The sequence below is a fragment of the Flavobacterium flabelliforme genome (genome assembly GCF_017948675.1).
Classification (GTDB): Bacteria; Bacteroidota; Bacteroidia; order Flavobacteriales; family Flavobacteriaceae; genus Flavobacterium; species Flavobacterium pygoscelis.
The window spans coordinates 1-13,620 of sequence record NZ_JAGFBU010000006.1; the positions used below are offsets into that span (position 1 = coordinate 1).

A 13,620-nucleotide genomic window follows, 5' to 3' on the forward strand; every position below is an offset into this window, starting at 1 on the left:
CTTGACGAGGACTTGAAGCGAATAGCCCGACCCATTCTAAAAAAGAGGCTATAACCGAACTCGGATATAGCCTCTTTTTTAGGATGGGAAACGCCAAAAGGAAAATCAATCGAAACGAATGGCTTTTACAGGCGAAATTTTAGTTATTATGTAAGAAGGGATTAGTAATACCAAGAAGCATACACCAATAGTTAAAAAGTTTAGTGCTATTATATATCCCCAATTAAGATATACTGGCGCTTGATCAACATAATAGTTTTCAGGATTTAATTTAATTATTCCAAAATGCTGTTGAATCAATAAAAGTGAAATTCCAATCAAATTCCCCCAAAAAAGCCCTCTTATTATAAGATAAAAAGCATTGTACAAAAATATTTTTCTAACAGACCAATTATCTGCTCCCAGTGCTTTTAATATCCCTATCATTTGGGTTCGCTCGAGTATTAACACCAATAGTGCAACTACCATATTAATGGTGGCCACTAAAATCATAACTACTAAAATAACGATAATATTAAAGTCGAATAATTGAAGCCATTCGAATATATAACTGTATTTTTCGATAATCGTTTTTGTGTCTAATGTAGAGCCTGTTTGTTCATAAACTTGCTCGCCTTTTACTTTTATGTCATTAAAATTATCTAAAAAAACTTCGAATGCTCCAACTTCATCAGCGTTCCATTTATTTATACGTTGAAGATGTCTAATATCTCCAATTATATAAGTAGCATCGAATTCTTGAAACCCAGAATTAAAAATACCTGTAATTTTGAACCTTCTACTGATTGGAAGTTTGTTTTGCTCTTCTTTTATAAAGAAGGTATTAAATGAATCACCAACTTTTAGATTTAATCTATTAGCAAGAAACTGTGATATTACAACTTCTTCATTGAGGTTTTTAGAAAAATCAGGAATTCTACCAGAAACTAAGTATTCTTTTATATTATTCCAATTGTAATCTTTCCCTACTCCTTTAAGAACAATTCCTTCGAAAGCATTCTCAGTTCTAATAATTCCCGCTTTGGTAGCAATAGCTTGTATGTGATTTATCCCACTAACTGAATTAAATTTGGGATAAAAATCCTGTTTTTTAGAAATAGGAACAAGTGTAACTTCGGATAGATTATTATCATAATTTGAAATAATAATATGCCCATTGAAAGCAGAGATTTTCTCTCGAATTTTTTGTTGCAATCCGATTCCAGTTGCTACTGAAATTATCATCATGATCATGCCAATTGCAATTGCTGAAATTGCAATTTTTATAATTGGCGCTGATATACTGCTTTTATAATCTTTGGCAGTAATAAGTCTTTTGGCTATAAAATATTCTAAATTCAAATTGATACTATTTCTAATTATAATTGCTAATTTTTATTTATGGGTTTAATCAAAAATACAGCTAAAACCCGGATTTGGCTATTTGCTGCCAAAAAAACCCATAAGAATAAAACTTAAAAAAAGATTCTTTATAAAGGTAATTTTTTTTTCATGTTTTCGACTATATTAAAAGCGGCTGGACAGATAGCAACATTTTTCAAAGTAAGATCTGTGATTTGCTGAAATTTCTTTCTATCTGTATGTGGAAATTCACGACAGGCTTTCGGTCGTACGTCATAAATAAAGCAAGTATTGTCTTGATCTAAAAAATTACATGGTACACTTTGTAAAACATAATCTTGATCTTCATCAATTCTTAAATATTGCTCAATAAACTGTTGTGGTTTTTGTTTTAAATACTTAGCAACGCGTTCGATATCTGCAGAGGTAAATAAGGGCCCAGTTGTTTTACAGCAGTTAGCACATTTTAAACAGTCTGTTTTTTTGAATTCAGTATCATGTAAATCTTTCATTACATAATCTAAATTTTTTGGTGTCTTTTTTTTGAGCTTATCAAAATACTTTTTGTTTTCGATATGCTTATCTTTGGCTTCTTTAGGAAGTTCGTTTAAAGTAGGTTTCAATATAAAAGTTTAAATTTTCTACAAAAATAACACTTTTTAAATCAGGATAATAGATTAATGAATTTTGAATTAAAAATAATGAAAGACCTTTTTGGCAAAGCCATACTTGATTATCAAACTAATAATTCTCCCGAGGATTTAATTACTGAAACTACCATCTCTGAAGAAGATGAAATGTCTGTTGCATATTTATTTCGTTCTTATAAAGAAATGCCGTTTTTAGAACAAAAAGCGATGCAACTTACTCATGGAAAAACATTAGATGTAGGATGTGGTGCAGGAAGTCACAGTTTGTATTTACAAAATGAAAAAAAACTCAATGTTCACTCGATTGATATTTCTCCAAATGCGATAAAAGCTTGTCAACTTAGAGGTGTAAAAAACGCACTGATTCAAAACGTTCTCGAAATAGACTCTTCCAATCCTGAAAATAAATTTGACACTATATTATTATTAATGAATGGTACTGGTATATTTGGAAGCTTAAAAAATACATCTCAATATTTGCTTGGCCTAAAAAAATTATTAAAACCAAATGGACAAATCCTGATTGACAGTTCTGATATCATTTACATGTTTGATGAGGATGAAGAAGGAGCTTTTGCGATTCCCGCAAATGGTTATTACGGAGAATTGGAATTTAGTGTAACTTATAAAGGCGAAAAAGAAGACACATTCCCTTGGCTATATTTAGATTATAATACGTTACAGAAGGCTGCATTTGCTAATGGATTGCAATGCGAAATGAAATTAGAGGGAGAACATTATGATTACTTAGCGAGATTATTCATTTAATAAAAAAAATAAAATATTTTAATATCTTTAAATACCAAACTTAAAACATACAGCTTGTATGTTTGTATAACCTAAAAAATGTATGTAATTTAAAATAAAAAAGCCCAAATCTTAGATTTGGGCTTTTTTATTTTAAATTATAAATTATTGCATATATTTCATCATTATGGTTTGTAAATCTCCACCCCATTCTTGACCAGCAGCTGTTGATTTTTTATATATTACACCAGATGAACTAGAAATTTTCTTTCCTAAAGGTGACTGATAAAATTTCAACATTTCTTTAACCTCCTCTTGTGTATAGGTCTCCATGTAAATTTTAGCAAGTTTTTCATACAATGAGGGCAAGCTAGCATCAAATTCTTTTGAAAATTCCTCTTTTTTTAATTCTGGAATATTTTGCATTATTTGTTCCTTTGCCATCTGCATTGGACCGGCTGCACCAGACATTTGTATGACTTTTAACGCTTCTGCTTTAAAAGAATCTTGAGCCGAAACTATATTTACTACTAAAACTAATACGGATGTTATAAATATTTTTTTCATATTGTGTGTTTTTTCACACCAAATATAAACTTTTTTATGGAATATTTAAATATTTATGTGTTTGTAATGATACGCGCCATTTAGGATTTTTCATTACATAGTCAACAATTAACGGTGTCATTTTATCATTTTTGCTCCACTCGGGTTGCAGAAATAAAATAGCGTTTGAATTAACCTTTTCAGCTTGTTCTTCTGCAAAAATAAAATCATGTTTGTTATGAATAATGACTTTTAATTCATTTGCATTATCATATACCGTTTCTGTAGGTAATTTATTTTTTTTGGGCGAAAGACAAATCCAGTCCCAAGTGCCAGACAAAGGATAAGCACCAGATGTTTCTATATGAACTTTTAAATCTTGCTCTTTCAGTTTTTGCGTTAGCAAAGTCATATCCCACATTAATGGTTCACCTCCAGTTACTACAACAGTTTTAGAATACTTACTAGCATTAGAAACTATTAGATCAATACTTGTAGGCGGATGCAATTCTGCATTCCAACTTTCTTTAACATCACACCAGTGACAACCAACATCACAACCACCTATCCTAATAAAATATGCTGCAGTCCCTGTATGAAATCCTTCCCCTTGAATTGTGTAAAACTCCTCCATCAAGGGCAACATCATTCCTTTATTTACTTCTAATTGTACTTCTTTTGATAACATTTACTTAATTTAAAACGCAAAGATAGTTAATTTGAGAAGGAGTCAATTTGAAAACAAGTAGTAATGTACCAAAATTTAACAGTACCAAAAATGTTGTTTATAAAATTATAATAGAAGCCTTATAAAAAAACACAGATCTAATTTTTAAAAAAATAAACATAAAAAAACCGATGGCTAAATTACCATCGGTTTAAAATTAAACAGATTAATCGTTTACTATTTTAATATTTTTATAGACTCTGTAGCATAACTATTAGTAGGATCTATTGCAAGCGTTTTCTTAAAATATTCAATCGCTTTTGGTTTATCAGTGTTAGCAAAACTAGCTGCCATATTGTTGTAGCATTCAATAATTTTAGTTTTAACAGCTGGCTTAGCTAACTCATCTGGACCTAATTCAGTAGTTTTAGCAACATAATCTTCATAATTCTTCACCATGACATCATCTTTATCAAGCAATCTATTTGTTCTTGCTCTATAAAGATAAGCTTCTAGGTAAGTTGGAGAAGCTACTAATACTTTTTCAAAAGCTGCGTCGGCTTTTTGTAAAGCAACAGTATCAACTTTTACATCTTTACCTTTATTAATATTAGCATAATAGTTAGCTAAACCATAATAAACGTTGTCATCAAGGAAACTTGCAGATTCTTTAGTATTAGCACCAAATTCAAAAATAGCTGCAGCTTCATTGTAAAGCTTTTGTGTAAACAATTTTTTACCAACTTCAGTTAAGTCCTGAACAGCCAAAGGTTCCATTTCAATAGCTTTTTTGACATCTACTAAACCAGCTTGAAATGCTGCTGGATCTATAGCTGTACCATCAGCACTTGTTCCTTTTTTTATCTTAGTCAACCCTAAATATAAATAATCTAATGCAATTGGTTTATTACCTGGAGCATTAATAAAATTTTCTAATGATTTGATAGCTACATCTACGTTTCCATTTTTATAAGCAGCATATCCTAAATAACGATAAATTCTAGGATTAACTTTATCCAATTCACTCATCTTGTTAGCTTCGGCTTCAAGAGCAACATAATCTTCAACTAATATTAAGAAATCCGCACGACGCATTCTAGAGTGAATAGAATAATCCGTTAATGACATGTATTTATCATAATATCCTATAGCCGTTTTATAATTCGCTGCTGCTTGAGAAGGTTTATTACGAGCAATTTTATAATAAGTTTCTGCTAACTCTCTATAAACTGGTCCGTAATTAGGATTGATAGCAATTACTTCATTGTATGCTTTAAGTGCTTCATCATAAGATTTAGCTCCTTTTAATAAAACACCCAATTGCATTTTAGCTCTCAATAAAGAATTATCAGCTTGAAAAGCACTTCTATATGCTACGTAGGCTTCATTTTGTTTTCCATCACCATAATATGCATCACCTAATGCCAATTGTAATTGTGCATCTTGTGCATTAACAGCAACTGCTTTATTTAAAATAGTTAAAGCATTTTTATAATCAGGCTTATCTGCATTCATATAAGCTCTTGCTATATAAATATATTCCTGAATATCTTTCTTTTTAACATCTTTAGTTGCTAAAGCAAATTTAGCTTGAGCGGCAGAAACATCATTTTTGTCTAAATCTATTTGACCTAAACCAATATTATTAAGTTTACCGTTATCAGATGCGCTTAATCCCTTTTCAAAAAATATTTTAGCAGAATCTTGAACGTTCTGATTTAGATAAATAGTACCTAAAGTAAAGTAAGCATTACCATTAGAAGGTTTATCTTTTATAATAGATTTTAATATAGATTTAGCACTTTCAAATTGCTCTGCATCAACAGCTTTCTTGGCTTGATTGATATCTTGTGCTTGAACTGAATAAGTTGAAGCTAATATGGCAACACTAAACGTTGCAAATTTATTTATGCTCATTGTAGTTAATTTAATTTTCATCATTTTGGCTTTTAGTTATTATAAAGTTCCTCGTAGGAATTCTTATGGGTAGCAACCCTGATTTTAAAATTATTCTTTGTCCAATGTCTCCACCAACAAATGAGGCAAATCCCATTCCTAATCCAGAATATCCTTGACAATTTATAATATACAAATCACGTGCCAAAGGATACTTTTTTTCTGCTATATCGTTTTGGGTTGGTAAATAAGATTGACTTCCTTTAAGATCTTTAACCCTCAAAGTATTTACATTATCAATATATTTTTTCATTGATGGCTTAGGTTGTGAAAGCCAATTTACGCCAATTACTCCAATAATACCATCATTTTCTGAAACATACTTTATCACTTCATCGTTTGTCTTGAAAGAAAAAACTCCTTTCTCCGGAACAGATTTAATACCAGCGATTTCATTAATATATCTGACTGTACTAGAATTCAAATTATCAAAAACCAGACCCTTAATAGATGGTGTAGCCTTACCTTGCATAAAACTTATTACATCTTTTAATTCTACAATTGAATCCTTAGTATTCTTGTTAGAAATAAAAGCAATAGCATCGGTAGCAAAAGGAGTTACTTTTGGATTGATATTGCGCTGTTTAAAAACCTTAAGCTCTTCACTGGTCAAATCTCTTGATAAAATAGCAATACTCCCTTTTTGTTTAAACAATGAATTAACAGTTTCTGACTCCGATTTTGATACAAGTTTAATTTTCGCATCATAATTACTCTCAAAAACTGCTACTTGATCTTCAATAATAGGAGTTAACGTTTCATCAACATAAATTATTGCAGAACCTTTTAAAATTGTTTCTTGGTTCTTCGAACTGTCTTTTTGATTGCATCCTAACACAACTAAAAAAACTATAAAACATAAAAGCTTACTAATATTTCTCATTAACTAGTCTTTATTATCATTAATTATACGAAAAAATCTAAAGGAAGCATATGCAATAAGTATAATTCCAAATGCAATCCTAGCAGTAAGATTCATTGCTAAAGGAAAATTATTCATAAATATAACAAATAGACCTAAAACAAAATAAACCAAAAAAAACAAAATTCCTAAAACAAGAAGAAATCGCTCTTTAAGCGATTTCTTCTTAATATTATTAAATATGTTATCTAACATTATTGTGCAGATTGTATAGTAATAGGTAATGAATAAAGTACTCTTACTTTTTTACCGTTTTGCTCTCCAGGAGTCCATTTAGGACATTTCTTTAAAACACGGATAGCTTCTTTTCCTGTACCATAACCAATATCTCTAATTACTTTGATATCTGTTAATGAACCATCTTTCTCAACTACAAAAGTTACATATACTTTTCCTTTCAAACCTTCTTCTTCTGGAGTTTGATAGTTATTACCAACAAATTTGTAGAACTTATCAATACCACCTGGGAAATCAGGTTTAACCTCAATACCTGCTGTATTATAGATTGAATTATCTACTTCCTCAACAACGGCTGCAGTTCCAGTACCAACTGGTTCTACTGTTAAGATAGCATCAGGATCTCCTTTAATAGTTTCAGCTCCTAATTTTTTTTCTTTTAATTCAACCGTCTTAGGTGGTTCTTCTGTTACTTCGTCTGCTTTTGCTACTATTGGCTTAACAAATTTTACTTGGTCAACCTTAGGTGGCGGTGGCGGTGGCGGAGGAACATTTTCTTTTATTATCTCTTTCTTAGGCGGCAACTTAATACTAACAATTTTAGTATCTAGAGTAACATCTTTATCAGCTGAATTAGGCAACCAACTTAAAATAAGCGGTAAGCTAACCAATATGATAAAAACAATTGCACCAAAGATAAGCGCTCTAACGGCAGTCTTGTTATTTGATTTCCTTAGTTCGTAAGCGCCATAAGCTTTATTACGACCTTCGAAAACAATATCAAGCCATTGGTTTGTGAATATATCTAATTTCATTTTTCTTGATTATTAGGTTATAGAGTAATAAGCAAATCTTATTTATTACCTTCTAACAATTTTAATTCCTCTGGTGAAAAATCATTAACAATTGCGTTTGAAGGTACTCCAACAATTGCCATCTCATCTAATATATCTACTAAATTACGATAATTTGATTTTTTACTTGGTTTAATAATTACAATTAAACCTTTGTCTTTGTTCCCGGTATATTGTACTACTGACTCTTTTCTTTTCAATAATATTTCACGAATACCATCTTTACCATAAGATACATCTGTTGGACCAGCAATTGGAGTTGCAAGAAGACCCATGTAATATACCAATTTATTATTTTCGCCTAACAAAACTGTTAACGTACGATTCTCATCAACTTTGATTGGCTTTTCTTTAGTTTTGTCGTCTTCTTTGTCAGGCAAACCCAAAGGCATCGATTGTGGTTTTGACAACGTGGTAGTAAGCATAAAGAAAGTAATCAACAAGAAAGCTAAATCAACCATTGCAGTTAAATCTACTTTAGAGTTTGACTTTTTACTTCTTACTTTTCCACCTTTTTTGCCTCCACCGTCGCCAGTATTTAATTCAGCCATTTTAGTGTATTTTTTTTAGTTTTTAGTTTTTTGCTCTTAAACCAGTAACTAGATTGAAGCTATTGATTTTTTGATCTTGTAAAATATCCATTACGCTTTTTATTGCAGGATATTGCTCTTTAGCATCTCCTTTAATAGCAATTTGTAATTCTTTATTATTTACTTTGATATTTGCAATACGAGAATTATAAACCCATTCTTTTAATTGATTATCAAGAGAATCTTTAGGTATACCTGGCTGTAAACCTGGTTTACTTCTATCAGCAGTTTTCATACCGATTAGTTGCTTAAGACTTGTGATTGGAACCCCAATATCTTCCATCAAAGCAAACTTTTGAGATTCTTCAGGAGTAAATTCAACACCGTATTTTTGTCCCATCAAATCAAGAGCCATTTTTCTAACTTCTCTTCCTTTAAGATCGTAGAAAATCTTTCCTTTTCCAACGGTAATGGTAGCTAAATTATCTTCTGGCAACTTTGACTGAACTGTTGACGCAGGAGTATCAACTGGCAATGCTTCAGGTATCTTTGCTGTTGCTGTCATTACAAAGAACGACAACAAAAGAAAAGCCACATCACACATAGCAGTCATATCAGTAGACCCTGCTTTCTTTTTCATTTTTATAGCCATTAATATATTTTTTAATATTTACAAAAAAGTAGTGTTAGTTATCTAACTACTACTTTTTTGCAAATTAAATTATTAATTATTTTTTTGTACTTCTGTAATGTCTGTAAGTATTAACGATTGTATTACCTGCCTCATCAATAGAGTAAGTTAAATCATCAATTTTAGAAGTAAAAAAGTTATAAGAGATAATCGCTAAAGCAGAAGTAGAAATACCAGTAGCAGTATTAATCAATGCCTCAGAAATACCATTTGCAAGAGCAGCTTGATCTGGAGTACCAGCAGCAGATAAAGCACTAAATGCTTTAATCATCCCTGTTACTGTTCCTAATAAACCTGCAAGAGTACCTAAAGATACCATAGTTGAAAGCACAGTCATGTGTTTTTCTAACATTGGCATTTCTAATGAAGTAACCTCTTCTATTTCTTTGTGAATAGTTTCAGCAGCAGCTTCACTATCTAATCCTTCATTTTTAACTTCTTGATATTTCAATAAAGCTGATTTTATTGGATTTGCAACAGAACCTTTTTGTTTATCACAAGCAGCGATAGCTGATTCAATATTACCACTTTTAATATCATTTTGTACAGTTTTCATAAAAGTATCAAGGTTTCCTTTTCCTGCAGCTTTAGAAATTACTGCATAACGCTCAAATGAGAAAACGATAACAACTAATAACAAACCTAATAAAACAGGTACAATTGGACCTCCTTTATAAACCATTGCCAACATATTACCTGGTAATGGATGACCAGTATTAACACCACCTTCAAAATTAGCACCATTACCCATTATGAAATTCCAAATCAACCATCCAACAAAAACACATGCTACAATAATGATTCCAGAAATCATTCCTCCACCGTTTGCGCTTTTTTCTTTTTTAACGTTTGCCATTTTTTTTAATTTTAATAGTTTTAAATAAATTATCTTAGTTATATTAAACTTGTAGTGGAGCAAATTTATATTTTTAGTTCAAATAAAAAAACTTTTTTTTATTTTATTGTCATTAAATTTATTTTAAAAACATATCTACACAACTATTTATTGCATTTATATCAGTATATGCAATTAAATTAAATGTTTCATGAGAAATAATTTACGTTTTTATGAATATTTAAAGTAATATTTCAAGATATCACTAGTCAAGCTATAAAGTAATATTTTACGATATTAACAATATAAAAGCAGGAAAACTGCATTATACACTAAAATTGTTACTTCTAGAAAAATATAATATCTTGCGGATGATATTAATTTAAACTATTATGGGTAGAAAAGAGGATTTTGTAAAACATATTTCAGAAGGATACAACTTCAAAGGAGAAAGTATCATATTAGGCGGAGCCATACTTGATGGAGAAGCACTCGCAGATGCACCTATTAAAATTCCATTAAAAACTTTAAATCGTCATGGTTTAATCGCGGGAGCTACAGGAACTGGTAAAACCAAAACAATTCAGGTATTATCAGAACAGTTGTCTAGTTATGGAATCCCAGTTTTAATGATGGACATTAAGGGGGATTTTAGCGGAATAGCAAAAGAAGGCGAAGAGAAATCATTTATTACAGAACGCCACAATAAGATTAATATCCCGTATAGCACAGCAAGCTTCCCTGTTGAATTGCTAACTTTATCTGAGCAAAATGGAGTGCGTTTGCGCGCTACTATTTCTGAGTTTGGACCCGTATTGTTTTCAAGAATTTTAAACTTAAATGATACTCAATCTGGTGTAATCTCTGTTATATTTAAATATTGTGATGATAACAAAATGCCTCTATTAGATTTAAAGGACATTAAAAAAGTAATTAACTATATTACCGAGGAAGGAAAAAGTGAGATCGAACAACATTACGGCAAGATTTCTACATCAACGACAGGAACGATATTAAGAAAAATAATTGAACTTGAACAACAAGGAGCTGATCTTTTTTTTGGTGAAATGTCATTTGATGTAGAAGATTTAATGCGTATTGATAAAAATGGGAAAGGCTACGTCAGTATTTTAAGATTGACTGACATACAAGATAAACCGAAGTTGTTTTCTACATTTATACTAAGTCTTTTAGCTGAAATTTATCAACAAATGCCAGAAAAAGGAGATGCTGATCAATCAGAATTAGTCATTTTTATTGATGAAGCGCATTTGATTTTTAATGAAGCCAGCAAGGTTTTATTAGAACAAATTGAGACTATTGTAAAACTAATTCGTTCTAAAGGGATCGGAATTTATTTTATTACCCAAAACCCAATGGATATTCCCAGTGGAGTTTTGGCACAACTAGGATTGAAAATTCAACATGCTTTAAGAGCCTTTACGGCTAATGACCGAAAAGCAATAAAGCAGACTGCAGATAATTACCCTAGTTCTGCTTATTATAAAACTGACGAAATACTAACTAGCCTTGGAATAGGAGAAGCTCTTGTTACCGCATTGAATGAAAAAGGAATCCCTACACCTCTTGCTGCTACAATGATGCGTGCGCCCATGAGTAGAATGGACATCCTAACAGAAAGTGAAATACAGGAAATCAATATTAATTCAAAATTAGTTAAAAAATATAGCGAGCTCATTGATCGTGAAAGCGCTTATGAAATTCTAAATAAAAAAATCGCTCATGCTGAAGAAGAATTTGCAACAGAAAATCAAAAGGCAGAAAAAAAACAACCTGAAGGTCCTAGTACAGCAACTGTTGTAGGCAAATCAGTTATAAAAGTACTTACAAGCGCCACTTTTATAAGAGGAGTATTTGGAGTACTAAATAAAATGTTTAAAAAATAAAAATTACTAATCCCTTTTTAAAACCTCATTTAAAAAAGGGATTTTTTTATAAAATCTAGTTATGAAAAAATACTTTATCCAAAAATCTCCTTTCGTATTTCCTACTACTGATGGAAAATTAATTGAAGAGCATCATGGGCTAGTAGCAACTAATAATTCCGAAATTTCCATTGCGCACATGGTTGCACCACCACATTGGAAAGAACCTTTTCAAACTCCTGAATTTGAAGAATATACTTATATCATAAAAGGCAAAAAGCAATTTATAATTAGGGATGAGATTATTATTTTAGAAGCTGGACAATCTATCAAAATAGATAAGAACACACGAGTTCAGTATTCTAATCCTTTTGATGAAATATGCGAATATATTGCCATTTGTACTCCAGCATTTTCTATAGAAAAAGTTAATAGAGAAGAATGAATCTTTTAAAAATTATATCTTTATACCTATAACTAAAAAGGCATGAAAATTCAAAAAAAAATTATAATTGTTGGAGCTGGTTTTGCTGGCTTGCGTTTGGCTCAGGATTTACAAAATAGCGACTTTGATGTATTATTAATTGACAAGAATAATTATCATCAATTCCAGCCATTAATGTATCAAGTAGCAACTGCAAGGCTTGAACCTGCAAGCATCTCTTTTCCCTTAAGAAAAGTATTTCAACACTCTAAAAACGTGAGAATTAGAATCGCGAGTGTTTTAGGTGTAGATACACAAAATAAAATATTAAAAACGTCAATAGCTGATTTTGATTACGATCATCTTATCATTTCATTTGGTTGTTCAACCAACTATTTCGGAAACGCTGAAATAGAGAAATTTGCTTACCCAATGAAATCTGTTCCTGAGGCTATCCAATTGCGAAATCATATCTTACAGACATTTGAAGACGCTTTAATGGTAGATGGAGACCAATTACAAGCTTTAATGAATTTTGTAATTGTAGGAGGTGGACCAACAGGTGTAGAACTTGCTGGTGCATTAGCAGAAATGAAAAGAAATATTCTTCCTAAAGATTATCCAGATAAGGATTTCTCTAAATTGACTATTTATTTGCTTGAGGGATCACCTAATGTTTTAAACCCAATGAGTGGTGACTCACAAAAAATGTCACGAAAATATTTAGAGGAATTGGGTGTAATTGTAAAAACAAGTTCAATTGTAAGTAAATATGATGGTAAAATAGTCACTTTGCAAAGTGGAGAAATCATCGAATCTAATAACGTAGTTTGGGCAGCAGGAATAGTTGGAAATGCTCTTGAAGGAATTCCTTCGGAATGTATCACGAGAGGCAATCGATTTCTTGTTAATCGATTTAATGAAGTAGAAAATCTAAACGGTGTTTACGCTTTAGGTGATATTGCTTTTATGTCTACTCCTAAATACCCAAATGGGCATCCACAAGTTGCTAGTGTTGCGATTGAACAAGCTAAAGTATTGGCCGAAAATTTTAAACGAAGTATAAAAAACAAACCTAGAATCGAATATGAATATCACGATAAAGGTTCTATGGCAACTGTTGGCAAAAGAAAAGCTGTAGTCGATTTGCCTAAATTTAGTTTTCAAGGTAGATTAGCTTGGTTCACTTGGATGTTTATTCACTTAATGTTGATTTTAAGTGTAAAAAACAAACTCTCTATTTTTATCAATTGGATGTTTAGTTACTTTAATAACGACAGTACATTACGAGTCATATTAAAATCTGCTTCAAAAAATAAATAAACTAAAAAGGCTCTGAAAAATCAGGGTCTTTTTTATTTATAACCAATATTCATACTTCCTTTTAAAAATAA

Annotated in this window: 14 protein-coding genes; 4 read left to right on the forward strand and 10 right to left on the reverse strand. The window is 31.0% G+C overall.

The features are described from left to right. Positions 1–105: 105 nt before the first annotated feature. Positions 106–1,341 carry an ABC transporter permease gene (locus J3S90_RS13360; RefSeq protein ID WP_210646617.1) on the reverse strand — a complete coding sequence of 412 codons (1,236 nt, stop codon included), beginning with the start codon at positions 1,339–1,341 and terminating at the stop codon, positions 106–108. Between the two features lie 128 nt (positions 1,342–1,469). Continuing rightward, positions 1,470–1,964, reverse strand: coding sequence for a YkgJ family cysteine cluster protein (locus J3S90_RS13365; protein WP_210646618.1), 495 nt, complete (start codon positions 1,962–1,964; stop codon positions 1,470–1,472). A 78-nt stretch (positions 1,965–2,042) separates the two neighbouring features. On the opposite strand from J3S90_RS13365, the gene J3S90_RS13370 reads away from it, so the two are divergent. After that, entirely contained in the window at positions 2,043–2,759 is a 717-nt protein-coding gene (locus J3S90_RS13370) for a class I SAM-dependent methyltransferase (protein ID WP_210646619.1), read from the forward strand. Positions 2,760–2,903: 144 nt separating this feature from the next. On the opposite strand, the gene J3S90_RS13375 is transcribed toward J3S90_RS13370, so the two are convergent. The 8 genes from J3S90_RS13375 to J3S90_RS13410 all read right to left on the reverse strand — a co-directional run bounded on the left by J3S90_RS13375 (position 2,904) and on the right by J3S90_RS13410 (position 9,937). Then, complete coding sequence (locus tag J3S90_RS13375; RefSeq protein ID WP_210646620.1) at positions 2,904–3,305, reverse strand: DUF2059 domain-containing protein; 402 nt, start codon at positions 3,303–3,305, stop codon at positions 2,904–2,906. Between the two features lie 34 nt (positions 3,306–3,339). Then, positions 3,340–3,972 (reverse strand): 7-carboxy-7-deazaguanine synthase QueE, encoded by a 633-nt coding sequence (locus J3S90_RS13380; protein ID WP_210646621.1) that lies wholly within the window; start codon positions 3,970–3,972, stop codon positions 3,340–3,342. Positions 3,973–4,188: 216 nt separating this feature from the next. Continuing rightward, positions 4,189–5,868 carry a tetratricopeptide repeat protein gene (locus J3S90_RS13385; RefSeq protein WP_236023963.1) on the reverse strand — a complete coding sequence of 560 codons (1,680 nt, stop codon included), beginning with the start codon at positions 5,866–5,868 and terminating at the stop codon, positions 4,189–4,191. A gap of 10 nt (positions 5,869–5,878) precedes the next feature. Beyond that, the gene (locus J3S90_RS13390; protein ID WP_210646622.1) at positions 5,879–6,790 is read right to left on the reverse strand and encodes a PstS family phosphate ABC transporter substrate-binding protein; all 912 of its coding nucleotides are present in this window, start codon (positions 6,788–6,790) and stop codon (positions 5,879–5,881) included. Positions 6,791–7,023: 233 nt separating this feature from the next. Beyond that, positions 7,024–7,821, reverse strand: a complete 798-nt coding sequence (locus J3S90_RS13395) for an energy transducer TonB (RefSeq protein ID WP_188051288.1) — start codon at positions 7,819–7,821, stop codon at positions 7,024–7,026. 38 nt (positions 7,822–7,859) lie between these two features. Continuing rightward, positions 7,860–8,411, reverse strand: coding sequence for an ExbD/TolR family protein (locus J3S90_RS13400; RefSeq protein WP_188051289.1), 552 nt, complete (start codon positions 8,409–8,411; stop codon positions 7,860–7,862). A 22-nt stretch (positions 8,412–8,433) separates the two neighbouring features. Continuing rightward, on the reverse strand, positions 8,434–9,030 hold the full coding sequence (locus J3S90_RS13405) for an ExbD/TolR family protein (protein ID WP_236023965.1): 597 nt from the start codon (positions 9,028–9,030) through the stop codon (positions 8,434–8,436). 88 nt (positions 9,031–9,118) lie between these two features. Then, positions 9,119–9,937 carry a MotA/TolQ/ExbB proton channel family protein gene (locus tag J3S90_RS13410; RefSeq protein ID WP_188051291.1) on the reverse strand — a complete coding sequence of 273 codons (819 nt, stop codon included), beginning with the start codon at positions 9,935–9,937 and terminating at the stop codon, positions 9,119–9,121. 371 nt (positions 9,938–10,308) lie between these two features. On the opposite strand from J3S90_RS13410, the gene J3S90_RS13415 reads away from it, so the two are divergent. The 3 genes from J3S90_RS13415 (at position 10,309) to J3S90_RS13425 (ending at position 13,549) form a co-directional block, all read left to right on the forward strand. Beyond that, positions 10,309–11,823: a helicase HerA-like domain-containing protein gene (locus J3S90_RS13415; protein ID WP_210646623.1), complete on the forward strand. Its 1,515-nt coding sequence runs from the start codon at positions 10,309–10,311 to the stop codon at positions 11,821–11,823. 61 nt (positions 11,824–11,884) lie between these two features. Next, complete coding sequence (locus tag J3S90_RS13420) at positions 11,885–12,247, forward strand: cupin domain-containing protein (RefSeq protein ID WP_210646624.1); 363 nt, start codon at positions 11,885–11,887, stop codon at positions 12,245–12,247. 42 nt (positions 12,248–12,289) lie between these two features. Further along, positions 12,290–13,549, forward strand: coding sequence for an NAD(P)/FAD-dependent oxidoreductase (locus tag J3S90_RS13425; protein ID WP_188051294.1), 1,260 nt, complete (start codon positions 12,290–12,292; stop codon positions 13,547–13,549). Positions 13,550–13,620 lie beyond the last annotated feature (71 nt).

Bases quoted from the DNA above. Each gene is read 5' to 3' on its own strand.
- J3S90_RS13390 (WP_210646622.1), bottom strand. From the start codon at position 6,790: ATGAGAAATATTAGTAAGCTTTTATGTTTTATAGTTTTTTTAGTTGTG.
- J3S90_RS13385 (WP_236023963.1), bottom strand. From the start codon at position 5,868: ATGAGCATAAATAAATTTGCAACGTTTAGTGTTGCCATATTAGCTTCA.
- J3S90_RS13400 (WP_188051289.1), bottom strand. From the start codon at position 8,411: ATGGCTGAATTAAATACTGGCGACGGTGGAGGCAAAAAAGGTGGAAAA.
- J3S90_RS13410 (WP_188051291.1), bottom strand. From the start codon at position 9,937: ATGGCAAACGTTAAAAAAGAAAAAAGCGCAAACGGTGGAGGAATGATT.
- J3S90_RS13415 (WP_210646623.1), top strand. From the start codon at position 10,309: ATGGGTAGAAAAGAGGATTTTGTAAAACATATTTCAGAAGGATACAAC.
- J3S90_RS13420 (WP_210646624.1), top strand. From the start codon at position 11,885: ATGAAAAAATACTTTATCCAAAAATCTCCTTTCGTATTTCCTACTACT.
- J3S90_RS13375 (WP_210646620.1), bottom strand. From the start codon at position 3,305: ATGAAAAAAATATTTATAACATCCGTATTAGTTTTAGTAGTAAATATA.
- J3S90_RS13405 (WP_236023965.1), bottom strand. From the start codon at position 9,030: ATGAAAAAGAAAGCAGGGTCTACTGATATGACTGCTATGTGTGATGTG.
- J3S90_RS13395 (WP_188051288.1), bottom strand. From the start codon at position 7,821: ATGAAATTAGATATATTCACAAACCAATGGCTTGATATTGTTTTCGAA.
- J3S90_RS13370 (WP_210646619.1), top strand. From the start codon at position 2,043: ATGAAAGACCTTTTTGGCAAAGCCATACTTGATTATCAAACTAATAAT.
- J3S90_RS13380 (WP_210646621.1), bottom strand. From the start codon at position 3,972: ATGTTATCAAAAGAAGTACAATTAGAAGTAAATAAAGGAATGATGTTG.
- J3S90_RS13425 (WP_188051294.1), top strand. From the start codon at position 12,290: ATGAAAATTCAAAAAAAAATTATAATTGTTGGAGCTGGTTTTGCTGGC.